The organism is Wolbachia endosymbiont (group A) of Barypeithes pellucidus (assembly GCF_964030885.1).
Taxonomy (GTDB): Bacteria; Pseudomonadota; Alphaproteobacteria; order Rickettsiales; family Anaplasmataceae; genus Wolbachia.
This window is the reverse complement of the sequence record NZ_OZ034985.1, coordinates 1,352,455-1,378,406: the sequence shown is the minus strand read 5'-3', so window position 1 is coordinate 1,378,406 and position 25,952 is coordinate 1,352,455. Positions and strand designations below refer to the sequence as shown.

The following is a 25,952-nucleotide window of genomic DNA, read 5'->3' as shown; positions in this document are numbered from 1 at the left end:
TGACACAGTTTATTTAACACTCCCATGAGTCCCCTAATATTGCAAGCATACATTCATTGAGCAGCCGGAAAGCAGTTAGAGTATGCTCTTAGCATAAAGCACCAGCTCCTCTTTTGTTAAAATATAGGAGCTATCTTCCCAATGTTGTTTTAGCAACTCCAAGCTCCTACCCAAACTTTTTCCTGGCTGGTGACCTATACTTATTAAATCATCGCCAGATAAAGGAAATTTTGGAATATTGAATGTATTAGCAAACGAAATGTATTTATCAACATTTTCTCCAGACTCAACACCACAAATTTTTACTAAATCACAATATAATTCTCTACCAAATAAAGATATGTATTTTTTTTGCTCTTTTTCTGAGAGTTCTGTTTTGATATTGTTGGATAGTAAAAACGACAGCTTTTTCTTTTGCTTGTTCGAAAGACGTAGAAACTTGCTTACATATTCTCCAAGACTTAGCCTGTCATTTTTGGTAGTCCTAAGGAGTAACGCTAATTTTACTAGTGCATCAGTGCCCAAAAGAAGTGACGAAGACAGAATTTCGCATTTTACTTCTTTTGGGATAATCTTTTGCAAAACATCAGATTCTTGCATGCTCTTAAGTGTTGGAAAAGGATCATTGCACTCCAGCAATTTAAGTATTTCATCTCTTATTCTCTCTCCAGAGAGGTTTTGGATCATATGCGAACGCTTTTTGCATACGCTTAGTATTTCATCACTAAAATCTCCGACACATATTTTTGCATGAAAACGAAATGCTCTTAAAATACGTAGATAGTCTTCTTTAATTCTATCTTCAGCGTTGCCTATAAAGTTTAACCTTCGCGCCTTTAAGTCCTCTATACCACCAAAGTAGTCATATATATGGCCATGCTTATCTGCATATAGAGCGTTAAATGTAAAGTCACGCCTTGAAGCATCAGCTTGCCAATTATTAGTAAATTCTACTTTTGCATGCCTGCCATCACATTTCACATCATGCCTTAGTGTTGTGATCTCAAAAGATCTTTGATTTAGAACCGCAGTTATAGTCCCATGTTTTAAGCCAGTTGGAATAGTTTTTATATTACGGAGTTTTAGCGCTTTAATCGTTTGATTGGGAAGCAAATTAGTAGCTAAATCGATGTCGTGGACATCACGCTGCAAAATTGAGTCTCTCACACACCCGCCGACAAGCCTAGCCTCACCACCAAATTCCTCTATGGCATCAATAATTAAACTAGTTTCATGGTCAACTTGCATTTAGGTTAGTACGTACTGCAAGTTCATATTATATGAAATGCTTGCAAAAGCCCTATATAAAAATATACAGGGCTATTAAAATTTTACAAGTTGTGGTTGTTGATGAAATGTTTTTTCTATTCTTGTTTCCTCGATACCACATCTTGGTAAACTTGAAGGGTTTTGCTCTTCAGAGCGCTCTATGTGCTGCTTTATATCACTAACGCACTGCTCCACAACATCACCAATTTTTCCATCAGCATTTTTTGCCAATAACTCATCAAATCTCTTCCCAACCTCTGCTCTCTCAGAGATATCCTTTGAAAGGTTACAATACTCTAAGATCTCATCTAGCTGCAGTTTTTTTGCTAATAGGAAATCTTCTTGTTCTTGCTCTTGTTTAAGTTTGGTTTCCTCTTGCAGTTGTTTTGCTAAACTTTTGTTTATATCAAGCAATGGTTCGAAATGAGAATAGCCTTTGTTTATTATATGCACAATACTACTATCATTATAATCAACTTTATTGTATTCACCTGCACTTTTTGAACCTGAATTGTCTATTAATTCATGCAAAAACCGATCTTGTTGGGTGTCAATAGCATGCAATGGGTTACTCTCTATAACATGTAATTTTACACCATACTTTTCACAAAGTATCCTAGCTTCAACATAAGAGCTACCCCACCCACCGTTACGCATAATGTCTGCTGTATAATCATCTACAGTTTCACTACGGTGCTGGCCATCATTATCGTAACTGTTAGCAATAGAATGTACAAACCATTCTGGCGGATTGTTTTGTGCAAATTCCTTGCAGTCCACCCGTAGCTGTTCAACAGTAACTTTTATCTCTTTCTGCTGCTCTAACCCCTGTCTAAACGAGTCAAAAAACAGCTTCCATTATCAATTGCTTGCCCGACATAGAAATCATCAGGGCAAGAGTTACTATTTAAAAGAGGTATTTCTTGCTCGGAGCTCCTGGACCTTTTCACACTTTCAATACCGTGAAAACCACTTGATGATTTCCGTTTCCTAAGTACATTCATTTGCCCTGAGATCTTGGGCCTTTTTATTTCAACCTCAACATCATGAAAATCACTTGATAGTTTCCGTTTCCTAGATTCAGCCATAATTTTTACCTTAATTTAAGCAATATATTACTATACCAACAAAACTGTCAATAAGTAACTAATTAAGTATAGCAGAAATTTTTAAATTATGCAATAATTATAGCTTTAAGTAGCAAATATGAGCTTTAACTGCGGTATAGTTGGGTTACCAAACATAGGAAAATCAACCTTATTTAATGCGCTTACAGAGTCAAGTGCAGCCGAAGCTGCAAATTATCCTTTCTGCACAATCGAGCCAAATATAGGCAAGATTTCGATAAAAGATCAGCGTTTGAAACAAATCGCAGCAATTGCAGGCTCAGAGAAGGTAATCTACAACCAATTAGAAGTTGTAGATATTGCAGGCCTCGTAAAAGGCGCAAGCAAAGGTGAAGGGCTCGGCAATAAATTTTTAAGCCATATCAGAGAAGTTGATGCCATCGTTCATCTGCTCAGGTGCTTTACGGATGACGATATCAGCCATGTACACAGTAAAATAGATCCAATATCAGATGCTGAAGTGGTAGAAATGGAATTAATCCTAGCTGATATTGATAGCATAGAAAAAAGGCTTCCTCAATTGGAAAAGAAAGCAAAGCAAGGTGATAAAGAGCTAAAGAGACAACTTGAATTAATGCAAGAGGTATTAGCTACTTTAAAATTAGGTAAACCTGCAAGAAGCTTGGAGAATATCGATGGAGATGAGATGAAGTCGCTTCAATTGCTCACAACAAAGCCCGTTATGTACGTTTGCAATGTTGAAGATACAAATGTTATAACTGGCAATGAATTATCTAAAAAGGTAGAGAAAGTGGCGGAGGAAAATAAAAGCAAATTTTATTGCATTTCAGCAAAACTTGAAGCAGATATTGCAAATCTTGATAGTGAAGAGGAAAAACAGAGTTTTTTATCAGAATTTGGCTTACAAGAATCAGGCCTTGATGGAGTAGCGCGTATTATGTATGAAGTGCTGAGTATGATAACTTTCTTTACTGTGGGCCCCAAAGAAGCACGTGCATGGCCAGTAAAAATAGGATCAACAGCTGATAAGGCAGCAGGTGTAATCCACACTGATTTTGAGAAAGGCTTCATAAAAGCAGAAACTATAAGCTTTGCAGACTACATAAAGTATGGAAGTGAACCGGCTTGTAAAGACGCAGGAAAAATTCGCTTTGAAGGCAGAGATTATATCGTACAAGATGGCGATATAATGCACTTTAGGTTTAATGTGTAGCTTTCTGGGGAGAAGAAACTCTCCTTCTACAGTGTATCCGTTTAGGGGAGATATCTGTTCAGATGCATGGCTAATGTACAAATATTGAAACAAAAATTCCAGTGCTCCCTTTCTTGTCATCCAAGTAGCTGACATTGGGATCCAGAAAACTTAACTTTAAATAAGTGGCTGCATAATAAAGACTAGATTCCAGACTGGAATGACAGCAGTCCTACGTCATACCGCGATTCATTCCATAGCTGTACGAACATTCATTTTTGAAGGTAAATTGCACAGCAAATGGTCAGTGCTTGGCACTGGAATAACGTCCTCCTTTGTCATCCCAGTGCCCAGACACTGGGATCCAGTTTTCCATATAATCTCATCGAAAATGTTGTAACCACTTTCTATGCTAGTTTGCTTGCTTACAAGCAAACTTTTCTGGATCCCAGTGTCTGGGCACTGGGATGACAGGAGAAGGAGGCTACTTGCATGACACCATTCTTTTTTCTGGATCCCAGTGTCTGAGCACTGGGATGACGAGAAAGGAGCACTGGGATGACATCCTCCCTAGCGGAGATTGCTCTCAAATCACAATGTTCGTACAGTTATATGTCAAGCACTGACCACTTTGCTTCAATATTTGCGATATCCCTGAACAGATACAAAAAATCTATTGTTTTTTTATAAATTAAATCCTAAGGCATTTTTTACTGTAGATTAATCATTTGATTATAGTATCATCTTAATTAAGCTTATGCTTGGAATATTTATGAAGAGTATTTTATACTTTGTATTATTAGTTGTTGTATTTGGATCACTGAGCCTATTTGCTGTAGAGCAATTTGAAGAAAAGAAAATCGAATCAGTTCATAAAAACGAAAATGTAGGTGTAAGGAAGCAAGATAGCACAAATCAAAAAGATGAGTTGAAAAGCAACGTCGATGCTAAACAAACACAAGAAGCTGAGAGCAAAAGATTAGACGGCACTACCGATAAAGAGAAGCTGCAACACAACGAGAACAAGGCTTCCGTAGTCGAAAAAACTATAAGTGAGGGTGAAAAGATTGATAAAGATTTGCCAAATGACCCGCTAGAAGAAAGCACAGACAAATTTACTCGAAATTTACCAAATGTGGCCAATAAAGAAGTGAATAAAGATTTAAAACCAGAGCCTTTGCCTTTAAGTGCTGATTTAAATGAGAATATAGCTGATCTGCAAAAAAATCTACAAGCTGATCAGAAGATTGATATAAAAGATAATGAACTTTCAAAAAGTGATGCGAGTCAATTATTAGAGGAAAAAAAAGAAAAAGTAGAGAGTCAGTTTGAAGAAAAAAAAGTAAAAAGAAGAAGTAATAATTCTAAGGACCGCAATAGAGTAAAACCTATAACTAAAAAAGATGAAGAAGAGCAAAGTGAAAAGAAAAATTTACAAAAATGGACAAAGCTAAACAGAGAGCCAATAAAAGAATGGGGTCATAAAGATATACAAAGCAAGTCAATATATAAACGACAATATGATAGCCTTAATGAGCATCTTCCTACGACTATATTTATTGACGATTACAGTAAACAAATTTTTTACTGCATTAAGAAGAACAACTTAACTTGCTTAAGAGGAATAATAAGTAAGCTAGAAAAAATTGGATTAACAACTCAAGAGATACTAAGGTTTAGAAATAAATTGGGTGACACTTCTCTAATTTATGCAGTGAAGCAAGGTGAAATAGACACAGTTCGTTTTCTCTTATTACAAGGTGCTGATCTTAGAGTAGTTAATAATAATTTTCAATCCCCAATTGATATAGCAATCGAAAGAAAGCAGGTCAATATAATAAACGTGATTGCCGAAATGATGCCACACCTTTTGGAGGATAGAAAAATAGACAATAAAGAAAGCTCAGCAATGTACGATTGGGCTGTGAAAACGAAAGAAATACAGTGCGATAAGCAAGATGATTAGATTCTTGATATTAATTTTAGTTGGTCATTTATGTTATGGAAACGAAACAAATGATGAAAAAAATCAGATTAGTGATTTTTTAAACGCTCTGCATGATGCAAAATACGTATCTTACAGTAAAAAAGACTTTGCTGAATTTTTGGTGCAGTGCTACAAAGAGGGCGTGCCAGAAGATTTTAAGAAAGGTTTTGGTTCTAACTTAAATGGAGCTAATTTTAGCCAACTGTACCTAAGTAAATCTGTTTTTGATGGAGTCAGTCTGATTGGTGCTGATTTTTCTAACACCGATTTATCCGACGTGTCTTTCATTAATGTTGATTTACGTGGTGCTAATTTCTCCAATGCTAATTTACATGGCATTAAAATAAAAGGTACAAATTTGAGTTTTACAAAATTTGTTTCTGCAAATTTAACAGATATCGTATTTGACCAGTCTAATGTTAGTTATGCTGATTTTATCAGTTCCGATCTCAAAAAAGTGAGTATGCACAACGTAATTGGTTTGCATACTAATTTCTCGAATGTGAAAATGAATTTCTCCAACTTATCAAACTTGAATGTTAGCCACATAAATTTTAGTGATAGTGAAATAAACGATACTGTTATGCAGAAAAACAACCTTGATAATGCAAGTTTCTTTGGAGTGGATGCATATAAATTAAAGATACAATTTTCTTCATTAAAAAATGCTAACATATATGGTGCAGAGTTAAAAGAATCAGACTTTACAGGTAGCAATCTTTCCGATGCCTGCCTTAATTCTTCTATCATAATTAACAGTAACTTCGACGAAGCTAATTTAAGCAACACACAAATTTCCTATGTGAATGACGATAATTCAAGTTTTGTTCAATCTATACTAAATGGTTCCAAGATAAAACATGTATATGTTTCTGGAGCAAGTCTTCAGGATGCTGATTTATCCAATATTGATTTTAGTTTTAGTGAACTGCATCAAGTTAATGTCTCTAATGCTGACATTCGTCACGGAAAGTTTCATAATACTAAAGTTGCGAATTCTAACATGAATGGCTCATTTTTTGACCATTCGCTATTCACCTCTGCGAAGATAGAAGATTCAGACCTTTCTACAACTTCAATGTATAAGATAAAAATCCAAGACTCTCAAGTTTATAACAGTACACTTTCTCGCCATAATATTGATTCCAGTGAAATAGAAAATTCAACATTCTTTAATTTATTAGCTGATAATTCAAGCTGGTCTAATTTAAAAGTAACTAATTCAAATTTTATTGAAAGCGATTTCAGATCTTCTTTGCTTCACGCTAATGCCTTTAGGAAAACTAGCTTTTTTCTTAGCAATTTGAGCAATTCAACAATTAGTGATATGTCTTTTCTCTCTTCAAGCATATATAAAAGTTCAGTTGTTGATGCTCACTTAACAGGTTGCAAATTTGATAATTCAATTTTGATTGACAATAAAGGACAGAAAAAACTTGCAGGTTCAGAAAATGCTATAACTTCTATTAAAGATTTGCAAGAGAAAATATCACAGGGTGAAAAATTTAATGTAAATTATTCTTACTTTGAATTTAAGAATATGAATTTAGAAAATGCCGATTTTTCTAATTCAACATTGAGTAGAGCAAAGTTTGTAAACGTTAATTTGAATAAGGCAAATTTTGAAAAAGCCGATTTGCGCTATACTGTCTTTGATAATTCTTCTCTTATTGGCACCAACTTATCAAATTCTAATTTAGAAGGTTCTAGCTTTTTAAACTCTGATCCAAAAAGTGCCATGTTAAAAAATGCAAAGAAAAATGACCGTAAAAAGTGAGGGCGTATTATTGGTTCTATCCTCCCCTTCTGGAGCTGGAAAAACTACCATATCAGCAAAATTACTTGAGCGATCAACTAATTTAGTTAGGTCTGTTTCTACGACTACGCGCAAGCCTCGCCCCGGCGAAATAAATGGAAAAGACTATTTTTTCGTTACCGAAGAAAAATTTCACGAGTTATGCAAAGCTGGCCAAATGCTTGAATACGCCAAAGTTTTTGAGAATTTTTATGGTATACCAAGAGATTTTATAGAGCAAAACCTGAGCAGTGGAATAAGCGTTTTACTAAGCATAGACTGGCAAGGAGCATTTCACTTATTCAAGCTCATGAGAAAAAAAGTTGTGAGTGTTTTTATACTTCCCCCTTCAATGGAAGAGCTTAGGTTGCGTTTGCAAAAGCGTAATAGTGATGATGCAAGCGAAATAGAGCGCAGATTAGCCGAAGCTCAAAAAGAGATAAGCAAACGTGATAAATATGATTATGTAATAATCAATGATGATATTGATAAAAGTGTAGAAGAGATAAGCTCCATACTAAATAAAGAAAGACTTAAAAAACTAAAAGAAAAACCAAGTCTGGAAGACTGATAAAAACATCAATTTGGATATTTGCAGCTATAGTTTCTTATCCTATTTTAGCCAATAGCACGTTTCACAGTTACTCACTTTAGCTATATTTATTATTTTTTAAGATTAAACGGTTAAAATAGTAGCAACTGTTCAAGTGAGGTTTAACTATGACGGCAAACTTTCTTACAGAAATTAATTTTCTGCCTTTCCACCTATATTTTGATCACATATACAACGTTTAGCTCAATTTAAAAGTCAAACTTCTTGGTTGTTAGTTTAGTGCTGACAACTTAAATAGCTTTTAATATTGAGGTTTTAGTATGGGTATAGATATAACTGCACTAACTACTAATGCAGATAAATTAGGTGAATGCATAGATAAAAATAAAAAGCAAGAGCGAGAGCAGGATAGAAAAGACGAGCAATTGCACTGCACTATAGAGAGAAAGGTAAAAAAAGAAGAACACAAGCGTGAAAAACCAAGAGGTCAAGATGGAACCCTCAAGAAGTGTAAAAGGTTATTTGAGAAAGATGCTAGTCCTGAAGTATTAACTAAATTAGAAGAATCACTTAGAGAACAAGAAAAATATTATAGGTATTATGTCCAATGCTTCCTTCCAGTGCTAGATAAAGCAATAGAACGATCGAAAAAAATATCAAATGAAACAAAAGAGCGAGTAAAGCAAGCAATTTCAGAAATTACTTATAATAGCAAATATTGTAACCAAAATGATCGTAGGAATAGTGAAGACAGTGGAATTGAAAGTGACTACAGTAGCGATGCTGGTGATGATTATGAGAAACATTCAATCAGTAACCCTAATACAGCAAATGAAGATCAAGAAGTAGAGAAAAGCAACGAAATAACAAATAGCAATGCTCTGTTATTAAAAGCGATCAAAAACGGAAATAACAGGAAATTAAAAAAATATCTAAAAGATTGTACGGATATTAATAGTGTGAAAGGTGAAAAAGACAACAATATTTTACACCTTATCGCGTCGTTGGAAAAGAAACAGAAATGCAAATTTCTAGGTACCTTAATAAAAACGGTCACCGAGGAAGATTTAGCACAACTTGTTGATAGTGAAAATCAGGACGAAAAAACTCCTCTTCAGGTGGCACTAATCAACAAGATAACAAAAGAAAAACATGAGTCTCATACAATCCAAGATAACGATAACACACTTAAGTTTCTTACAAAATTGTTAGAGCATGGAGCTAGCCCTGATAATTTAGGATTATCTACAAAAGAATTACAAGGTTTAGATGAAAGACAAAAAACATACTACCGTAATCTCTTAGGAAAATTAGCAGAGCAAGGAAAGAAATCTAAATTAAAGCCAGAAATAAAAATCAATACAGAAGCAAAAATTAAAGAAATTATACCACGTACCATAAATACTCCAGATAGTAATGATAATTATCAATTACATTTAGCAATTAAAGATAATGATAAAGAACGTTTTGAAGAGTTATTGCAAAAAGGGGCAGATATTAGCCTTAAAGACACAGATGGTAATAATGCTTTACACTTGATTGTTAAACCTGAAACAAAACAAAAACTTGAACTTCTCAATATATTGCTAGAAGCAGGTCAAAAAGAGCAATTTATAAAAGCTGTAAATGATAAAAACAAAGAAGGGCAAACACCGCTCTATCAACTACTCCAGCGCATACAAGAAAAGAGTAAAGAACCTTCATTGAAAAATAAAATAAAAAATGTAGTAAAAAAAGAATTTAAGGATACTGGCAGGTATAAAACCTTAGAGTTATTTCTACAAAACGGTGCAGATATTACTGTGCAAGATAAAGATGAAAAAAATGCTCTGCACTATATTGCTTCATTCAAAGGAAGACAAAAAGTTGCATGTTTGGAATTGATTTCAGATAAAGATGGATTTAGTAATGCTGTAAATACTACTAACAAGGAAGAACAAACACCTCTTCATCAGCTGCTTCAGCATATAAAAGAAAAGAATGAGGATCGATCATGTACAGATAGAAAATTTGAAAAAACAAAGAGGTATAAAGCCTTAGAGTTATTTCTACAAAATGGTGCAGATATTACTGTGCAAGATAAAGATGAAAAAAATGCTCTGCACTATATTGCTTCATTCAAAGGAGAACAAAAAGTTGCATGTTTGAAGTTGATTTTAAATTCGGTGGAAAAAGAGAAATTTAGTAAAGCTGCAAACGCCACTAACGAAAAAGAACGAACACCACTACAAGTAGCGTTAATTACTAAGACGACAAAAGATAAACATAATTTGGTCAATCCTAAGAGCCGTGATAACACGATCAAGTTCTGTGTAAAATTATTGCAAAATGGTGTTGATCCAAAGCAGTTAATACTACCCAAAAGATTATGGAGCAAAGAGTATTATAAAACTATAAAAGGAATAGAGAAACCAACGGGTAGAGCGCTTATTCCAGATGATATGAGAACTGAACTGAAGTGCAATTTTGGCAAGAAGTTAAAAGCACGCGATATTGTGAAGTATGTCAATAATGTTGTTTGTAAAGTAGTGACAACGCTTGTATTTGCTGCTTTAGCCTGTGCAGTAATATTCAGTACTTCTCAAGGAATTATTACAATTGCAACTGCCTCATCTATTATAGCAGTTATTGGAGTTTGTTATCTTATTTACTTGAATTTAGAAAATATTTATGAAGGATTTGGAAAAATTAAAGGAAAGTTTACTGAAGAAAAGCAACTTACACTTCAAGATAACGCACCAAAAAATGATACACAATGCAATAACTCTGTTAAAGATATAGAAAATAAGTCCAACGATTTAGAAGAGCAAGAGGTGCAAAAATCATCAAATCAATCAGAATATACAGAAAATCCGGCTACTAAAATGAGCGATGTATCAATACTACGTCAATTCATGAATAAGCTAGGGAGTGTTAAATAAACTGTGTCAAACCGCATTTTTAGTTCGACTCAATTTTCAATCTGCCAGGAAAGAAAACATCAAGTTGAGAGATAGTTAATGCCCAATCATGTACAGGCATCGTCCACTTTTCCTCTGCCTTCTTTATAGCACAATATACCTGCTTATACAAGGCATTTATGCTGGTAAATGAGCCTTTGGTCTTAGTGAATTTCCTAATTTGCCTATGTAGCCCCTCTATGGGATTGGTGGTGTAGATTATCCTCCTAACTGGACCAGAATACTTAAAATAACCAGACAAGTTTTCCCAATTATTCTGCCAAGATTTTATAACCATAGGGTACTTTGTGCCCCATTTTTCATCCAATTCCAACAGATAATTCTCGGCAATTTCCTTGCTTGAAGCTTGATATACCTTCTTTAAATCGCTCAAAAAACTCTTCGCATCTTTACTGGCCACATACTTCAGTGAGTTGCGTATCTGATGCACTATACACATCTGCACTTCCGCATTAGGAAAGACACTGTTTATAGCTGCAGGAAAGCTTTTTAGCCCATCAACGCAGGCAATAAGGATATCTTCTACTCCTCTTTCTTTGAGGTCATTTAACACTCCCAACCAGAAGTTAGCTCCTTCACTTTCAGCCAAATAAAAACCTAATACTTCTTTTTTGCCATTTTGATCTATGCCTAATATGTTATACATGCATTTACTTACGCAATGCCCGTCCTCTTTGACTTTAAAAAACATGCCATCCATGAAAACTATCGGATATACAGACTGCAGCGGGCGACTACGCCATTCGTTGATTACTGGTAGCAATTTGTCAGTAATACTTGATATCTCTGCCGCCGATATTTTGTGATCATAAATTTCCTCAACATGTGACACTATATCTCTATAGCCCATACCACTGGCAAATGTGCTCAAAATCTTCGTTTCAAGCTCTGGATGTAAGTTTGTTTGCCTTTTTTTGACTATTTGTGGTTCGAAACTTCCTTCTCTATCTCTTGGTGTTAATAGCTCTGCACTTGTACGTAAAGTTTTTGCATTTCTCCCATTTCTTCGATTATTCTCTTCGCTTTTAGCCGACAAGTGGTTTTCTATTTCACCTTCCAGGCTTACCTCCAGCAACTTTTTTATAAACGGTGTTAATGCTCCATCTCTTCCTGTCAACGGTCTTCCTTCTCGTATAGACGACAGGATATTTGTTTCTAATTCTTTATAATCTACCAAACCGGTAGTTCTGTTTACTACTTTCTGACTCATTGTCAAACCTCCATTTTTTTATATCAATTTATTACTTTTTTTTCGGTTTGACACAGTTTATTTAACACTCCCATAAGCTAGATGGGCTGACTAATAAACCCTCTTCTCTGGCGCTATGAAATCAATCTCATCGCTCAGAGTTTTTTCAGCAACTTTTTTGTAGTCAATTTTTACGTTAATTTGCCCTTTCTTTTCTTCAAGCCACGCTATAGTGTGCTTCATCCAGTTTTTGTCATCACGTTCAGGAAAGTCTTCACGAGCATGTGCACCTCTGCTTTCCTTTCGATTGGCTGCGCATTCCATGGTAATAACCGCTTGTGGGATCATGTTAGCAAGCTCCAGCGCTTCAACTAAATCACTGTTCCACATCATACTGCGATCCTCAAGTGAAACATCAGGCATCATTTTTGCTACCTTTTTTATAGCTTTTTTACCTTCTTCTAAAACTTCAGCAACACGGAACACTGATGCGTACTTTTGCATAGTGTGCTGCATTTCGCTGCGTATTTTTGCTACTTTGAGCTTCCCAGAAGCAAATCGCATTTTATTAAACCTATCTATTATCCAATCTGTACAATCTGAGCTCAACTTTTTATGTGGTGTACAGGATTTTAGTTTCTCTTTTGCTCTGAGCGCTGCAGCTCTGCCAAAAACCACAAGATCAAGAAGCGAGTTAGAACCAAGTCGATTTGCACCGTGCACAGAGACACACGCAGCTTCTCCAATTGCAAATAGTCCATCTACCACTTCTTCCTTACCTTGCTTCAGCGTGATCACTTCTCCATAATAATTGGTTGGAATGCCACCCATGTTATAGTGAACAGTCGGAATGACCGGTATTGGATCTTTAGTGACATCAACTCCAGCAAAAGTTCTTGCGGTTTCGCTAATGCCCGGCAATCTGAGTTTTATTACTTCCGGATCAAGATGTGCTATAGTTAAATACATGTAATCTTTTTTCGGTCCAACTCCCCTTCCCTCTCTAATTTCAATTGTTATTGCGCGACTTACCACATCACGAGAAGCTAAATCTTTTGCTTTTGGTGCGTAACGTCCCATAAACTTTTCGCCCTGAGAATTAACGAGATATCCCCCTTCGCCACGGCACCCTTCTGTCATCAAGCACCCTGAGCCATATATTCCTGTTGGATGAAATTGTACAAATTCCATATCTTCAAGTGGTAATCCAGCCCTTACTACCATGCCATTACCATCACCTGTGCAGGTATGCGCACTTGTTGCAGAGAAATAAACACGTCCATATCCACCTGTTGCTAGCACCACTCTATGCGCACGAAATCTATGTAATGTGCCGTCGCATAGCGACCAAGCAAGAACTCCGCAGCATGCTCCGGTTTCGCTATCCATAATTAAATCAATCACAAAGTATTCAACAAAAAATTCAGCGTTGAATTTAAGACACTGCTGATATAGAGTGTGAAGGATTGCGTGCCCAGTTTTATCTGCCGCTGCACAAGTGCGTTGAGCTGATTTTCCTTTACCAAAGTGAGTTGTCATTCCACCAAAAGAGCGCTGGTATATTTTGCCATCTTCTGTACGAGAAAAAGGTACGCCAAAATTTTCAAGTTCAATAACAGATTTAGCAGCGTTTTTACACATATATTCTATTGCATCTTGATCGCCAAGCCAGTCTGAACCTTTTATTGTGTCATACGCATGCCAGCGCCAATTGTCTTCACCGATATTACCTAAAGCTGCACTAATTCCGCCTTGTGCTGCAACTGTATGACTTCGTGTAGGGAAAATTTTAGAAATGCAGGCAACTGAAAAATTAGTTGCAGCCATCCCAAGCGTTGCTCTGAGCCCTGCTCCACCTGCACCTACTACTACCACATCATACTCATGTTCTATGATCTCATACGCTGACTTATCCATATTTACTTATTTTATCATTACGGGCTTATGATATCACAGAAGTAGAAAAAATCTATACAAGTTTTCTATAGCTATACCACCGCGAACCGTCATACCGCCGCGGTATCTCTTAACATAGATCCCTTACTTAACCGTCATACCTTAACATAGATCCCGCTAACAAGCAGCGGGATGACGGTTGTCGTTTAGCTGTAAATATTAAGAAATTTACCAAACGAAAAAAAAGGCAAAAGAAACCCCGTGGTTATTATCCGCTTTAAAATATTGGCGTTTTTTATGTTTTAAACGCTTGACAAGCGAAATTCAGCTGCTTTTAATTGCAACTAACCTACGCTGCAAATGTTTAAGAAATTTACCAAGCAGAAAAAAAGACAAAGAACCCCCGAGTTAGCTAGTCTTTTACTATCAACTATGTTTTTTTTAAAATTTTTTATTTGTGTAATTCTGTAACTTTGTTCAATCATGTAGGCAATAAAAACCCGTGTGTCATAGAAATAAAATTTTATATCAAACACTGCCACAACAATTTCTGCTTAGCTAATGAATATGTGCTTTAAGTCTGTGTGGACGCACATATTCATTAGCCAATTTCAGTTACCGTTGTGAGGATTTTTAAGTATGCAAATTAATTGCTTCTTTAAGTTTTGCATTAGCAATTACTATAATTTTTCGCATTAGAGCTGTTATAGCTACCATTTTCTTCTTACCACTTTCAACAAGCTTGGAATAAAAGGCACCAAGTACAGATTTGGACCTTGCAGCAGACATGGCAGCTATAAAAAGCTTTTTACGGACATTACTTCTACCACCTATAATCCTTCGATAACCAACAGCTTTACCACTTTCCCTAGGATGAGGTGCAACTCCGGCAAGACTTGCTACTTCTCTTCTGTTTAAGTAACCAAGCTCTGGTATTAAACACAGAAAATCTTGTGATAACTTTTTACCTATTCCAGGAACTGTTTTAAGGATTTTTTGATGTTCTTGTAACTCATGGCTTTCATCAATGATTTTTTGTATAGTATTACTGAGTTCATCTATTTGGCTATTAAAGAATTCAATAGTTTTTTGACAACTTTCCCTTATATGGTCGTTTTCAGGTGCTTCCAGTCTACATTTTTCCTGAGTTCTCATTTGCGTGATGCCATCACGACGTTGACAAAGTGCAACCAAGGTTGATTGTTTTTCAGAAGTAGGTACAAATAGAGAGAGAGTTCTATGGCGTTCAAATCCATATTGAGCAAGAGCCCTTGCATCTGATTTATCGGATTTTGCTAAAGTTCCGTGAGATAAAATAAAACTTTTTACTTTGCGGGTATTAGCTCGATGTACGGTGATATTCTTGTCAATAAGAAAATGCGACAAACCAAGCTCATATTTTCCTGTGTTTTCTAAAGTCACTAAAGAATTAGGTAAGATATCTGAGAATTTTTGAAACAATTGTTGCCAACCAGAAGTATTATTGTCAAATTCGACAGCATTTTTCTGTTTGTGAACCGCAACAACATTCTTGAATTTTCCGATGTCAATGCCAATAAAATTTTGATAAGATGTAACCATGATAACCTCGATAGTTTTATTAATTTAAGATTGTAAACGGGTGCATATATATGTCCCATACAACTATTCAAACGTATCGAGAGATGGGCTAGTGTACCTTGATAGGAACGGTTGTAATACCAATCTTTGTTCGGTCGCACACGCCCGTGATAGCCCTATTCCTATAGTGAGTAGGGTTATCTTCCCTCTTGTTTCTTTTATAACATGTTTTTAACTTACAATCTTCTGTTGTAATTGCAAACGTTGTATGCATCATAGGTTTTAAAATTAGTTGTTTTAGATGTTAATCTTGCTGCTATAATCCCTAATCCTTCGGTCTTTTTATGATTTTTATATGAAATATAACTCGTGTCTTGGATAGCTAAGATAGTTTTTAACTCTTTCAACAGTTTTAATTATATGACTGTCTAATATCTTTCTTTCAGAAATGGCATCGTTTTGGAAAAATCTATAAGCTGCTTTACTTTGATGCCAATCTTCACAAGCTTGATTTATTGAACGCTCAGGCGATTCAGCAAAACTATTAACTATTTTTAAAAGCCTCTCATACCAATTCCCATTACACGGCAAACAGATGGACAATGATGGAAAAAAAGCCATAATGAAGTAAGTAAAATAGTTGAGGTATAAATGGCATTAAGATCAAAATTATTGGATGAAAAAGTAGTAGAATCAGCAAAAGAAATGCTGAAGAAAGTAAGGAATAATGCATATGTTTCAAAAAAACTAAATGCTGTAATTGCAGCAAAAAAGTACAGTATAACGGCTGTAGCAAAAATATATTGCATTTCAAGAAGCACACTAACTTCGTGGGTAAAACTCTTGAAATTTGGCAGAGAAGAAAAACTGTTTGCTCCTCCACAACGCCGTAGAAAAACTAAATTAAATCAGGCTCAACTACAACAAATTGAAGCATGGATAGAAGAAAATCCTAATATTACCATTAAAGAAATGAGAATAAGAATCCAGGAAAAGTTCGGATTAAATATCAGTAAATCTACAGTACACCGCCATATGCAAAAGATGAAATTCTCATATATTACACCAAGACCAGTTCATAATGAACAAGATAAAAGCAAACAAGAGGAATTCAAAAAAAAATCTCAATGGAGCTATTAGCAAGTATCCAGAAAAAGAGCTATTTTTCTTTGATGAATCACGGTTTGGCACACATTCAAAGGTTGGACATGGGTGGTTTAAAAAGGGCACAGGTTAAAACAAAATTAGGTAGGCAAAATTTCTATCTCTATAGTGCGGTTAATCCTAGAAATGGAGAGAGTTCTAGCTCAAATGTCAACACTGATTGTATGAATATATTTCTTGAGCAGATGTCGCAATATTTAGGAATACGAGAGGCTTTTCTTGAGAGCGCTTTGTGCAAATTTATTACTTCTCTTGCCAGCTCCACAATTAAACAACTCTGTAATGTTTCCTATTTGACTGGTCAACAATGAGAATTGGTATTACTTAATCTTATATCACCAAAATTAACAATTCCAAATTCACTTTCTGCCCATTCACCAGTTGAGGTGCTTATATTTCCTTTCATCATATATCTCCATTTTTAGACCATAGATCTATTTATAGTAAAAAGTTGAATTAGTAAAATAGCAGCTTTTTCTCCATTTTTAGATTTATGGGTAATAGTAAGGTTCTGAAGTCGAGGGGAGAAGGCATAAGTGTTGAAAGTACCAAAAATGGCGTTATATAAGGTGATTGACGGCATCCTCCTGATATTAGGATAATTGAGCGTATAAAAAGAATCATTAAGGTCTAACGTAAACTGTAATAGCGCTATTTTAAATCCGCGTAAGTTGTTTCTGATTTTATAAACGAGAAATAACAAAGCTGTAATAATGATCATATAAATATACACTTTTATCCCATTCATGGCATGACTTAAAAAGTGCTTATATCCAAGGTTTTGCTTTATAAACTTAAAAAATACCTCTATGTCCCACCTGCGCCTATATAGTTCTGTTACTTCATAAGCTGGCATTTCAAACAAGTTGGTTAAAAACCGTATTTCATTTCCAGTCTTGTTTCGTATTTTTATTAAACGTAGGTCATTGCCACTTTACTTTTTGCTTGATAGAGATTGACTGTTATATCCTCCAAAATTTCTTGGTTGTTGTTTTTGAGCAATTTTATTCTTTTCCATAATGTCATACCTTCTTTTTAAGTGAATTCTTGTAATAAATTTATATTCCTTTTTATCAAACTCAATGAAAGTTCCGGTTTTTGCAATTCCCCTATCAAATATCCTCTTTTTCAACTTTAGCTTCATTAATTGCTCTTACCAATGCTATATCTTCGCTACCTTCTTCTTGCCCTTTACAAAATCTTATGCTTGTCGGCTTTAATCCAACACTGACTTTCACTTATTACTCTTACCACCTACTTTTAACCCATCTTTTATAAGGTAACCTGATAAATTTATGATTGTTGAATCAAATCTATGTAAGTTATTAGATGTTTTTTTAGGTAATAATGTTTCAACTTTATTTATTAAATCGATATATATCCCTTTAAAATAATTAGAACTTTTAACCTTTTCGACAAACCGCTGTATGTTTTCATCATCATTTTTATCTATTACACATCTGTTTATTACCACTTCTAGCGCTCTTAGGCTTGTTTTCTGCCCCATTAATATTAGCTTCATTAGACCCTTAAATATAACTTTGCCCAATAGTTTACTTATCTACCTCACTCCAATCTTTCTAGGTCCTCATCTTTAATTAATTTTAGTATTCCTTCTATTTGATCCATTATTACCTCCATTTTTTTGTAATAATAGCTCTTTACATCCTTTCAGCACCACTTTCAACACTTATGGGGGAGAAGGGTGACTTTCTCTCCTTAGATAACCTCTAGCTATACGCAACAACTTTACTTTCAACAATTTTATTAGCAATAATACGACTTTCACAATCAATATTTATTATATCAGATAGTGAATTAATATCAGTATAACTATCAAAACTTTCCATTGTTGATTCCACTACCTCTACTATTTTTAAAAAGCCGATTCGTGACTTCAAAAATTCATTAACAGCTATTTCATTTGCAGCATTGAGCACAATACTGTTTGTTTGTGGAGCAGAAGAGTTTAACACTGCCATGCTAAGCTTTAGCGCAGGGAAATGCTTATGGTCTGGCTCTTGAAAGGTCAATTTTCCTTGCTTTGTTAGGTCTAGTTTATAATTTAAAGCTGATCTTTCTGGCCAAGATAGAGCATATGAAATGGGAATTGCCATGTCAGTCTCTGCAAGCACAGCAAAGTTGAAACCATCCTTATAAACTACGATTCCATGTACTATTGACTCAGGATGCACTATTGCTTCAATTTTATCCGGGCTGATGTTAAACAAGTTATGTGCTTCTATTATCTCTAGTGCCTTATTCATCATTGTTGCACTATCAACCGAGATTTTCTTTCCCATATTCCAAGTGGGGTGACTAAGCGCCTTATCTACCATAACATTTCTTAATTGCCCAAGGCTATAATTTAAGAATGGTCCACCAGAAGCAGTAAGTATGATCTTTTCTACACATTTATCGTCATTTTGCAAAATTTGAAAAATTGCGTTGTGCTCAGAGTCAATAGGGATTATTTGTACGTTTTTTTCTTTAGCTTTTTTGAGTAATAACTTTCCACCGCAAACAATGCTTTCTTTGTTTGCTAATGCAATGACTTTGGTACCACTTTCTATAACCTCCATAACTGGCCCAAGGCCTGCAATGCCAACTATTGCAACAACTGAGAGATCAACAGGTATGGTAGCAATATTTGTAGCGCCAATTGCTATTTTTACATCTGTACCAAGTAGACTTTCTTTTAAATCTTTGTAAAACCTTTCATCGGAGATAGCAACATATTTTGCATTCAGCAGTTTTGCTTGGTGTGCCAGTAGAGCAAAGTCTGAATGGGCACTTAGTGCTTCCACTTGGTATTCTTCTTTTCTCTTTGAAAGCAAATCTACAGTCTTTTTTCCAATGCTTCCTGTTGATCCTAAAACTGAAACCTTTTTCACTAAGACAAACTCATAACAATAGCAACTTTTCTTATTAGGCCTTCTCCCAACTATTCAATAGCTTTTAAGCGTTTAACCAAGTTCATGCCCGTGGTCATCGCCAACAGACGGTGAAGGACCAGGTGAAAAAGATTGACCATGATGATCACCTGCATCATGCATGTCTTGCAAACCATCAGCATTATGAGCCATTTCATTATTGGCATGAGGGTAATCATCTGAGTGAGGTCCATCATCACCATGAGCCATATCCATTCCTTCTGATGGCATATCTTCTCCACCTCCACCTCCACCTGAAAAATATTCTGCAAGGCCTTCAAGAAATTTTATGCCAAACATATTACCTGATTTTCCAAACAGTGTTACTAAACTACTGCCACTTACCAAACCTTCAAACACATTATTATAAGCAGCAATCGCCCCTTCATGAAAGTTGAACAACCATTTCATTCCATCCACGACTGTTGAAACAGAGTCACTATGACCAAGACCAAAACCACTTTTCCCACCAGCGGCTTCTTGGTGTTGCTGCTGCGCTTGCCATTCTGCAATATTTGGACCTTGAGCTTCACTCATAAATTTTTACTCTCAACCTTAAGCTATTATTTTATCACAAATATTGCAAAATATCAATAGAGCTTTTGAATATAGCTAATACAAACAATTTCTGTCATCCTATATATAGCTAAACTGACTTAGATTTACCGACAATTTGAAAAACCGTCATTCCGCTACTAGTTAGCGGAATCTATCCTTGGCGGTATGACGAGAAAGGAGCAGCAGGATAACGGTTAAGTATCCCGCTACGTGTTAGCGCCGCGGTGGTATAGCTATAGGATCCAGTTTGAAAAAAATCTGAATTCCAATGTCTGCTACCTTTTACAAAGTTAAAACTCAAAAATATGATTGTTAGCAATAGTGTATATATCTTTAGCTATATATAACGAATGAATTTTTTTATATATTCGTTATTAGCATTTTGTATTTCCTGAACAGTTCCATGGGAAATGATCTCCCCTTCATATAATACTGCTATTTTGTCAGCTATTTTAAATGCGCTATGAATATCATGTGTAATCGTGATAATTGTAGTGTTAAGATCTTTAGATAATTTTATTATTATCTCGTTTACTATATCTGACATAATTGGGTCCAATCCTGAAGTTGGCTCATCTAATATGATGATTTCTGGATTGTGTGCAATTGCCCTTGCAAGTGCTACTCTTTTTTTCATTCCGCCTGACAGCTCTATTGGAAACATATCTGCTATGCTTTCCTCCAGTCCAACATCATTTAACTTCTCGATTGCTAGCTGTTTTGCCTCCTTTTTGCTGATATTAAAGCGCTTTTTATAATTAAAAGATATATTTTCCCACACTGTAACGTAGTCAAATAAAGCGGAATTTTGAAATAAAGCCCCAAATTTATTTTTGCTTTTACTATTTATTTTAACAGACCCTGAGTCTGGAGCAAGCAAGCCGATAATTGTTTTTGTTAGTACAGATTTGCCGCTTCCTGAGCCGCCAAGTATGACTAATGATTCCCCTTTTAATATATCGAAACTTAGATCTTTTAGTACTGTCCTATCATCAAAAGATAAGCTTAAGTTCAATATTGATATTATGGGATTACGCATGTATCAAAGTAATCATGTAGTTTGCTAAAATGATCAGTATGGACGATAAAACAACAGTTGATGTTGTAGCAACACCTACTCCTCGTGCACCTTCTTTGCAATGGTAACCGTAATAGCAGCTTGAGACAGAAATTATGGCACCAAATGCAGTTGCTTTAGCTAGCCCAGTTATAAAATCGTACGTATTAAAGAACTGAGCTGTGTATTTAATGTATATATTTAAATTGTGGTTAAATTCGAAGACTGCAGTGATACATCCTCCAAATATTCCTATTAGATCTGCACATACTGTAAGTATGGGAAATACTATGATTGACGCTAAAATCCTTGGTGCAATTAAATATTTGAAAGGGTTGATGTTCAAAGTTGTAAGGGCATCTATTTGCTCGGTGATGCGCATTGTACCAATTTCTGCTGCAATTGATGATCCAACCTTCCCTACCATTATTAAGCTGATCAAAACTGGTCCTAACTCTTTAATGATAGTGATCGTAACAAGTTTGGGTATTATCTGCTCTTGGTTAATTAATGAGTCACTCAAGCTGCTTTGTAAAACTATCGCCGCTCCTATAAAAACTCCAGTGAGCCCAACAATTGGCAGAGAGAAAAAGCCTATCTCTATAATTTGTTTTGCTACGTTGCTAAAATAATATGGTGGCACAAAGCAGTGGTATAGAGATTGAATAAAAAATATGAATGCACTACCAAGCCTTAACAAAAAATTGATAAAGTACCTACCAATTATTCTAACACTATTTATATCAAAAAAGCTCACTTTGTATTCATTTTAGCTAGAGGTTAGTCTTACTGATTTTATTAAAATTTTTATTAACTTTATCGCAAAGTATAGCTGAGATATGTTTTAAGTTCAATATACTTGATGTTTTAATTTAAAGCTCATATAGCTAACCCAAGAAAGGTTTCCCTACGTCATACCGCCAAGGATAGATTCCGCTAATGAGTAGCGGAATGACGGTTTTTCAAATTGTAGGTAAATCTAAGCCACTTTAGCTATAGAACTCAATTACATAAGCAAACCTTACTTATTTTACTATCCCTGTTTACTTCCTGTAAAAAACATGTTACTAATAAATTGTAGAATTTTCAATAGACAACGGAGGAAGTTTTGGCAGTTCCAAAAAGAAAAAAGTCAAAGTCAAGGCGTAATATGCATCGTTCTCATCATGCTATTGAGCCTAAGAATGTTGTGGTATGTTCAACAACTGGGGAATTCATGTTGCCTCATAATGTGGCAGTTGATGGCAGTTACAAAGGAAAACGAGTTTTCATTAGGCAACAGGCAGAATGACTATTATGATATGTTATCTACGGTCAATAATAATATAGTTATTGCACTTGACGCTATGGGGGGCGATTTTGCGCCTCTTTCCGTAATTCAGGGTGCTGGTTTTTTTTTGGATAATCTTGTTGACCCGGGCATTAAAGTTTTTTTTCATATTTATGGAGATAAGGAAGAAGTATCTCCTTTGCTTTTGAAATATAAAAAAGTAAGTAACAATTCTGAGTTTACTCATTGTTCTGACAATGTCCTTGCAAATGATAAGCCATCTTTTGCGCTGAGACATCGTAAAGACTCAAGTATGAAAGCTGCAATTGTTGCAGTGAAAGAAGGTAAAGCTTTCGGAGTGGTATCTTCAGGCAACACCGGGGCGTTGATGGCAATTTCCAGATTTATTTTAGGAACATTACCAAATATTTATCGTCCTGCTATTGTATCCATCTGTCCAACTAAGACAAAAAGCTTCACCTTGCTTGACCTTGGTGCAAATGTTGATTGTAATGCCGACTCATTATTTCAATTTGCGTTAATGGGTAGTATATTTGCAAAAGTAGCGCTAAAAATTGACAATCCTGAAGTTGCTTTGCTAAATATCGGTACAGAAGAAGTTAAAGGTAATGACTCAGTGCGCGGCGCTTTTGAGTTGCTTAAAAACGCTCCAGGCATTAATTTCAAAGGGTATATAGAGGCAAGTGAGTTCTTAGAGGGTAATATAGATGTGATTGTTGCTGATGGTTTTGTTGGCAATGTAATGCTCAAAACAGCTGAGGCAACCGCTAGTACCTTTATCAATCTAATAAAGCAGGAAGTATTCAACTCGTGGATAGCGAAAATGCTTGTTGGTATATTATTAAAATCCAAACTAAATAAAGCATTAACGCGTTTTAATCCCAAAATTAGAAGTGGAGCTATGTTTTTAGGGCTGAATGGTATCATCATTAAAAGTCATGGAAATTCTGATGCTGTTTCTTTTGCCCATGCTATAAAATTTGCAGTAAATGCAATTAGTGAAAATTTAAATCAAAAGATAATCAACGGGGTAAGTCATATTGAATAAAAGTTTCATATTAAGCACTGGATCTTACCTACCAAGAAAAACGTTAAGTAACAACGAAATTGCATCGATAGTTGAGACAAGCGACGAATGGATAAGGCAGAGAACAGGAATAGCTCAAAGGCATATAGCAGATGAAGGAGAACTAACGTCGGATCTAGCTGTAAATGCAGCAAAAAGTGCTATAGAAAAAGCTAAAATTTCAGTAGATGAAATTGACTTGATTATAGTTGCAACAACAACGCCTGATAAAACTTTGCCTAGCTGTGCAACGATTGTACAAAGTAAGTTAAAATGTAAAAACGCATTTTCTTTTGATGTACAAGCAGCATGCTCTGGTTTTATATATGCAGTTACAGTTGCTGATTCGCTCATAAAATCTAACAATAGAATTAAATATGCGCTCGTTATTGGTGCTGAAATAATGTCTAGGATTGTTGACTGGGAAGATAGGTCAACTTGTGTACTCTTTGGTGATGGTGCTGGTGCGGTGATAATGAAATCAGAAATGGGTAGCAGCGGCATCATATCAACAAACTTACACTCTGATGGCAATGTGGACATATTATGTACGAACGGAGGGGTATCCTCCACCGGTGATTCTGGAAAAATATGCATGAATGGAAGAGAAGTGTTTAAACATGCAGTAGATAAGTTAACAGCTTCAGTAGAGGAAACACTAAGATGCAATAATTTGAAAATCACTGATATTGACTGGTTAATTCCCCATCAAGCAAACATTCGTATTATTGAAGCAGTAGTAAAGAAATTAGATTTTCCTATAGAGAAAGTGATTAATACCGTTGATAAGCATGCAAACACCTCAGCAGCATCAATTCCACTGGCCTTAGACTATGCAATACAAGAATCAAAAATAAAATCAGGAAATCTGGTACTGCTGATTTCAATAGGTGCAGGCCTGACCTGGGGTTCCGTGTTGCTGCACTATTAGACTTCCTGCATTACCTCCTGTCACCCAAGTAGCTATACTTGTAGAACATCACAGATTGCACCCATAGGGCACAGCCCTTACTATTACCCACAAATCTATAAATAATAAAGATGAAGGCTTTTATTTTATTAATTCGACTTTTTACTATAAAAAAAACTATAGTCTAAAAATGGAAATACATGGTAAAAAGAAATTTAAGCACCTCAGCTAGGCTCTGTGGACAAAATTTTAGAGAAGCCATACAAGAGCCCCGACAAAATTTAGAAAACCCATAAAAACCTCAGCCGTTTTATCGAATCTGGAAAAAATACGCCTAAAGTTCTTAATTTTACCGAAAAAACACTCAATTAAATGACGCTCTTTATAAATGTGTTTATCGTAACCCCTCTGCACTTTTCGATTACGCTTCGGAGGAATAACTGCTGTACATCCCTTGCTTTCAAGACTCGTAACAAAAGCATTGCTGTCATAGCCTTTATCAGCCACTACAGTGGTATTATAGACACTTTCAGTTAATGTTGCTGCTTGTGTAATCTCATTTCTTTGACCAGGGGTCAGAGTAAATTTAAGTGGATTTCCAAGTGCATCGACAAGCGCATGTATTTTAGTTGTAAAGCCACCTTTGCTCCTCCCTAAAGCTTCTTGATCCTTGGAGTTTTTTGTATATCCAGATGAACATGGATGGGCTCGGATGATCGTACCGTCGATTATAGCAACTTCTAAATCAGGCTCTTGTTTAGTATATTCAAGCAATTTTTCCCAGACATCTCTTTCACACCATCTTTTAAATCGCTTATGTATACTCCTGTAATTACCATAAGTTTTTGGTAAAAGTCTCCATTGGCAACCACTTCGGACTATGTACCACACTGCCTCTATGAATATTCTTAAACGTTTTTCATCTTTGCTATGCATTCCTTTTACGCTTTTTATGAACTCTAAAATTTGTTTCCAATTTTCCTCTTTGATGTAATATTGCATATGGTAGTTTCTCCATTTTTTACCTATTAAGCTAAACTACCATCTTTTTCTCTCTTTTCATATTTTTTGTCCACAGAGCCTAGTGAGTGGGCAGAAAGTGAATTTGGAATTGTTAATTTTGGTGATATAAGATTAAGTAAGAGGCTTTTAAAAATAGTTAATAGTTTTGCTGAATCGCCTGAGCGTTCAATAAATCAAGCTTGTGAAGATTGGCATCAAAGTAAAGCAGCTTATAGATTTTTCCAAAACGATGCCATTTCTGAAAGAAAGATATTAGACAGTCATATAATTAAAACTGTTGAAAGAGTTAAAAACTATCTTAGCTATCCAAGACACGAGTTATATTTCATATAAAAATCATAAAAAGACCGAAGGATTAGGGATTATAGCAGCAAGATTAACATCTAAAACAACTAATTTTAAAACCTATGATGCATACAACGTTTGCAATTACAACAGAAGATTGTAAGTTAAAAACATGT

22 protein-coding genes and 4 pseudogenes are annotated in these 25,952 nt (G+C 35.3%); 10 read left to right on the top strand and 16 right to left on the bottom strand.

Annotated elements, in window-relative coordinates; translation table 11 throughout:
- Positions 1-75: 75 nt before the first annotated feature.
- From ACQH1X_RS07005 to ACQH1X_RS06995, 3 genes and pseudogenes are all read right to left on the bottom strand, one after another.
- Positions 76-1,248 (bottom strand): CCA tRNA nucleotidyltransferase, encoded by a 1,173-nt coding sequence (locus ACQH1X_RS07005; RefSeq protein WP_425386102.1) that lies wholly within the window; start codon positions 1,246-1,248, stop codon positions 76-78.
- Between the two features lie 75 nt (positions 1,249-1,323).
- Positions 1,324-1,665, bottom strand: a pseudogene (locus ACQH1X_RS07000) (hypothetical protein); the annotation flags it as partial.
- A 425-nt stretch (positions 1,666-2,090) separates the two neighbouring features.
- On the bottom strand, positions 2,091-2,357 hold the full coding sequence (locus ACQH1X_RS06995) for a hypothetical protein (protein ID WP_425386101.1): 267 nt from the start codon (positions 2,355-2,357) through the stop codon (positions 2,091-2,093).
- Between the two features lie 118 nt (positions 2,358-2,475).
- Here ACQH1X_RS06995 and ychF point away from each other — a divergent pair, with 118 nt between their 5' ends.
- From ychF to ACQH1X_RS06970, 5 genes are all read left to right on the top strand, one after another.
- Positions 2,476-3,570: a redox-regulated ATPase YchF gene (ychF, locus tag ACQH1X_RS06990; protein ID WP_425386100.1), complete on the top strand. Its 1,095-nt coding sequence runs from the start codon at positions 2,476-2,478 to the stop codon at positions 3,568-3,570.
- A 751-nt stretch (positions 3,571-4,321) separates the two neighbouring features.
- Complete coding sequence (locus ACQH1X_RS06985) at positions 4,322-5,515, top strand: ankyrin repeat domain-containing protein (protein WP_425386099.1); 1,194 nt, start codon at positions 4,322-4,324, stop codon at positions 5,513-5,515.
- Entirely contained in the window at positions 5,508-7,313 is a 1,806-nt protein-coding gene (locus ACQH1X_RS06980; RefSeq protein WP_425386098.1) for a pentapeptide repeat-containing protein, read from the top strand. The genes ACQH1X_RS06985 and ACQH1X_RS06980 overlap by 8 nt, the downstream gene beginning before the upstream one ends.
- On the top strand, positions 7,297-7,902 hold the full coding sequence (gmk, locus tag ACQH1X_RS06975) for a guanylate kinase (RefSeq protein ID WP_265026619.1): 606 nt from the start codon (positions 7,297-7,299) through the stop codon (positions 7,900-7,902). The genes ACQH1X_RS06980 and gmk overlap by 17 nt, the downstream gene beginning before the upstream one ends.
- A gap of 302 nt (positions 7,903-8,204) precedes the next feature.
- Positions 8,205-10,805: an ankyrin repeat domain-containing protein gene (locus tag ACQH1X_RS06970; protein WP_425386097.1), complete on the top strand. Its 2,601-nt coding sequence runs from the start codon at positions 8,205-8,207 to the stop codon at positions 10,803-10,805.
- A 19-nt stretch (positions 10,806-10,824) separates the two neighbouring features.
- Here ACQH1X_RS06970 and ACQH1X_RS06965 read toward each other — a convergent pair whose 3' ends face one another.
- From ACQH1X_RS06965 to ACQH1X_RS06950, 4 genes and pseudogenes are all read right to left on the bottom strand, one after another.
- Positions 10,825-12,054 carry an IS256-like element ISWpi15 family transposase gene (locus ACQH1X_RS06965; RefSeq protein WP_425385843.1) on the bottom strand — a complete coding sequence of 410 codons (1,230 nt, stop codon included), beginning with the start codon at positions 12,052-12,054 and terminating at the stop codon, positions 10,825-10,827.
- 90 nt (positions 12,055-12,144) lie between these two features.
- Positions 12,145-13,950, bottom strand: a complete 1,806-nt coding sequence (sdhA, locus tag ACQH1X_RS06960; protein ID WP_425386096.1) for a succinate dehydrogenase flavoprotein subunit — start codon at positions 13,948-13,950, stop codon at positions 12,145-12,147.
- Positions 13,951-14,562: 612 nt separating this feature from the next.
- On the bottom strand, positions 14,563-15,510 hold the full coding sequence (locus tag ACQH1X_RS06955) for an IS110 family transposase (protein ID WP_425385766.1): 948 nt from the start codon (positions 15,508-15,510) through the stop codon (positions 14,563-14,565).
- A 223-nt stretch (positions 15,511-15,733) separates the two neighbouring features.
- Positions 15,734-16,056, bottom strand: a pseudogene (locus tag ACQH1X_RS06950) (IS4/Tn5 family transposase DNA-binding protein); the annotation flags it as partial.
- An 84-nt stretch (positions 16,057-16,140) separates the two neighbouring features.
- Here ACQH1X_RS06950 and ACQH1X_RS06945 point away from each other — a divergent pair.
- A pseudogene (locus tag ACQH1X_RS06945) lies at positions 16,141-16,964 on the top strand (IS630 family transposase).
- A gap of 110 nt (positions 16,965-17,074) precedes the next feature.
- Here the strand turns inward: ACQH1X_RS06945 and ACQH1X_RS06940 are convergent.
- The 8 genes from ACQH1X_RS06940 to ACQH1X_RS06905 form a co-directional block, all read right to left on the bottom strand.
- Complete coding sequence (locus ACQH1X_RS06940) at positions 17,075-17,509, bottom strand: transposase (RefSeq protein WP_425386687.1); 435 nt, start codon at positions 17,507-17,509, stop codon at positions 17,075-17,077.
- A gap of 78 nt (positions 17,510-17,587) precedes the next feature.
- On the bottom strand, positions 17,588-17,797 hold the full coding sequence (locus ACQH1X_RS06935; RefSeq protein WP_425386095.1) for a hypothetical protein: 210 nt from the start codon (positions 17,795-17,797) through the stop codon (positions 17,588-17,590).
- Positions 17,766-17,891, bottom strand: a complete 126-nt coding sequence (locus tag ACQH1X_RS06930; protein WP_265026112.1) for a hypothetical protein — start codon at positions 17,889-17,891, stop codon at positions 17,766-17,768. The genes ACQH1X_RS06935 and ACQH1X_RS06930 overlap by 32 nt, the downstream gene beginning before the upstream one ends.
- Positions 17,888-18,160, bottom strand: a complete 273-nt coding sequence (locus tag ACQH1X_RS06925) for a hypothetical protein (RefSeq protein ID WP_425386094.1) — start codon at positions 18,158-18,160, stop codon at positions 17,888-17,890. The genes ACQH1X_RS06930 and ACQH1X_RS06925 overlap by 4 nt, the downstream gene beginning before the upstream one ends.
- Before the next feature lie 223 nt (positions 18,161-18,383).
- On the bottom strand, positions 18,384-19,547 hold the full coding sequence (gene dxr / locus ACQH1X_RS06920) for a 1-deoxy-D-xylulose-5-phosphate reductoisomerase (protein WP_425386093.1): 1,164 nt from the start codon (positions 19,545-19,547) through the stop codon (positions 18,384-18,386).
- A 72-nt stretch (positions 19,548-19,619) separates the two neighbouring features.
- A complete protein-coding gene (locus ACQH1X_RS06915; RefSeq protein ID WP_425386092.1) occupies positions 19,620-20,123 on the bottom strand; it encodes a hypothetical protein in 504 nt (167 codons plus the stop codon).
- 358 nt (positions 20,124-20,481) lie between these two features.
- Complete coding sequence (locus ACQH1X_RS06910) at positions 20,482-21,183, bottom strand: ABC transporter ATP-binding protein (protein ID WP_425386091.1); 702 nt, start codon at positions 21,181-21,183, stop codon at positions 20,482-20,484.
- Positions 21,176-21,958, bottom strand: a complete 783-nt coding sequence (locus tag ACQH1X_RS06905; RefSeq protein WP_341821248.1) for an ABC transporter permease — start codon at positions 21,956-21,958, stop codon at positions 21,176-21,178. The genes ACQH1X_RS06910 and ACQH1X_RS06905 overlap by 8 nt, the downstream gene beginning before the upstream one ends.
- A gap of 351 nt (positions 21,959-22,309) precedes the next feature.
- On the opposite strand from ACQH1X_RS06905, the gene rpmF reads away from it, so the two are divergent.
- From rpmF to ACQH1X_RS06890, 3 genes are read left to right on the top strand one after another with little or no spacing between them, the layout of a single operon-like run.
- Positions 22,310-22,492 carry a 50S ribosomal protein L32 gene (gene rpmF, locus ACQH1X_RS06900; RefSeq protein ID WP_425386090.1) on the top strand — a complete coding sequence of 61 codons (183 nt, stop codon included), beginning with the start codon at positions 22,310-22,312 and terminating at the stop codon, positions 22,490-22,492.
- A gap of 10 nt (positions 22,493-22,502) precedes the next feature.
- Positions 22,503-23,540, top strand: a complete 1,038-nt coding sequence (gene plsX, locus ACQH1X_RS06895) for a phosphate acyltransferase PlsX (RefSeq protein WP_425386686.1) — start codon at positions 22,503-22,505, stop codon at positions 23,538-23,540.
- A complete protein-coding gene (locus tag ACQH1X_RS06890; RefSeq protein ID WP_425386089.1) occupies positions 23,533-24,489 on the top strand; it encodes a beta-ketoacyl-ACP synthase III in 957 nt (318 codons plus the stop codon). Before plsX ends, ACQH1X_RS06890 begins: the two co-directional genes overlap by 8 nt.
- Before the next feature lie 228 nt (positions 24,490-24,717).
- Here ACQH1X_RS06890 and ACQH1X_RS06885 read toward each other — a convergent pair whose 3' ends face one another.
- Positions 24,718-25,470: an IS5 family transposase gene (locus ACQH1X_RS06885; protein ID WP_425385758.1), complete on the bottom strand. Its 753-nt coding sequence runs from the start codon at positions 25,468-25,470 to the stop codon at positions 24,718-24,720.
- Positions 25,471-25,536: 66 nt separating this feature from the next.
- On the opposite strand from ACQH1X_RS06885, the pseudogene ACQH1X_RS06880 reads away from it, so the two are divergent.
- Positions 25,537-25,931 (top strand): annotated as a pseudogene (locus ACQH1X_RS06880) (IS4/Tn5 family transposase DNA-binding protein); the annotation flags it as partial.
- Between the last annotated feature and the right edge of the window lie 21 nt (positions 25,932-25,952).

Coding starts and splice junctions, on each gene's coding strand:
- ACQH1X_RS07005 (WP_425386102.1), bottom strand. CDS start 1,248: ATGCAAGTTGACCATGAAACTAGTTTAATTATTGATGCCATAGAGGAA.
- ACQH1X_RS06995 (WP_425386101.1), bottom strand. CDS start 2,357: ATGGCTGAATCTAGGAAACGGAAACTATCAAGTGATTTTCATGATGTT.
- ychF (WP_425386100.1), top strand. CDS start 2,476: ATGAGCTTTAACTGCGGTATAGTTGGGTTACCAAACATAGGAAAATCA.
- ACQH1X_RS06985 (WP_425386099.1), top strand. CDS start 4,322: ATGAAGAGTATTTTATACTTTGTATTATTAGTTGTTGTATTTGGATCA.
- ACQH1X_RS06980 (WP_425386098.1), top strand. CDS start 5,508: ATGATTAGATTCTTGATATTAATTTTAGTTGGTCATTTATGTTATGGA.
- gmk (WP_265026619.1), top strand. CDS start 7,297: ATGACCGTAAAAAGTGAGGGCGTATTATTGGTTCTATCCTCCCCTTCT.
- ACQH1X_RS06970 (WP_425386097.1), top strand. CDS start 8,205: ATGGGTATAGATATAACTGCACTAACTACTAATGCAGATAAATTAGGT.
- ACQH1X_RS06965 (WP_425385843.1), bottom strand. CDS start 12,054: ATGAGTCAGAAAGTAGTAAACAGAACTACCGGTTTGGTAGATTATAAA.
- sdhA (WP_425386096.1), bottom strand. CDS start 13,950: ATGGATAAGTCAGCGTATGAGATCATAGAACATGAGTATGATGTGGTA.
- ACQH1X_RS06955 (WP_425385766.1), bottom strand. CDS start 15,510: ATGGTTACATCTTATCAAAATTTTATTGGCATTGACATCGGAAAATTC.
- ACQH1X_RS06940 (WP_425386687.1), bottom strand. CDS start 17,509: ATGCCAGCTTATGAAGTAACAGAACTATATAGGCGCAGGTGGGACATA.
- ACQH1X_RS06935 (WP_425386095.1), bottom strand. CDS start 17,797: ATGAAGCTAAAGTTGAAAAAGAGGATATTTGATAGGGGAATTGCAAAA.
- ACQH1X_RS06925 (WP_425386094.1), bottom strand. CDS start 18,160: ATGGGGCAGAAAACAAGCCTAAGAGCGCTAGAAGTGGTAATAAACAGA.
- ACQH1X_RS06915 (WP_425386092.1), bottom strand. CDS start 20,123: ATGAGTGAAGCTCAAGGTCCAAATATTGCAGAATGGCAAGCGCAGCAG.
- ACQH1X_RS06910 (WP_425386091.1), bottom strand. CDS start 21,183: ATGCGTAATCCCATAATATCAATATTGAACTTAAGCTTATCTTTTGAT.
- plsX (WP_425386686.1), top strand. CDS start 22,503: ATGTTATCTACGGTCAATAATAATATAGTTATTGCACTTGACGCTATG.
- ACQH1X_RS06885 (WP_425385758.1), bottom strand. CDS start 25,470: ATGCAATATTACATCAAAGAGGAAAATTGGAAACAAATTTTAGAGTTC.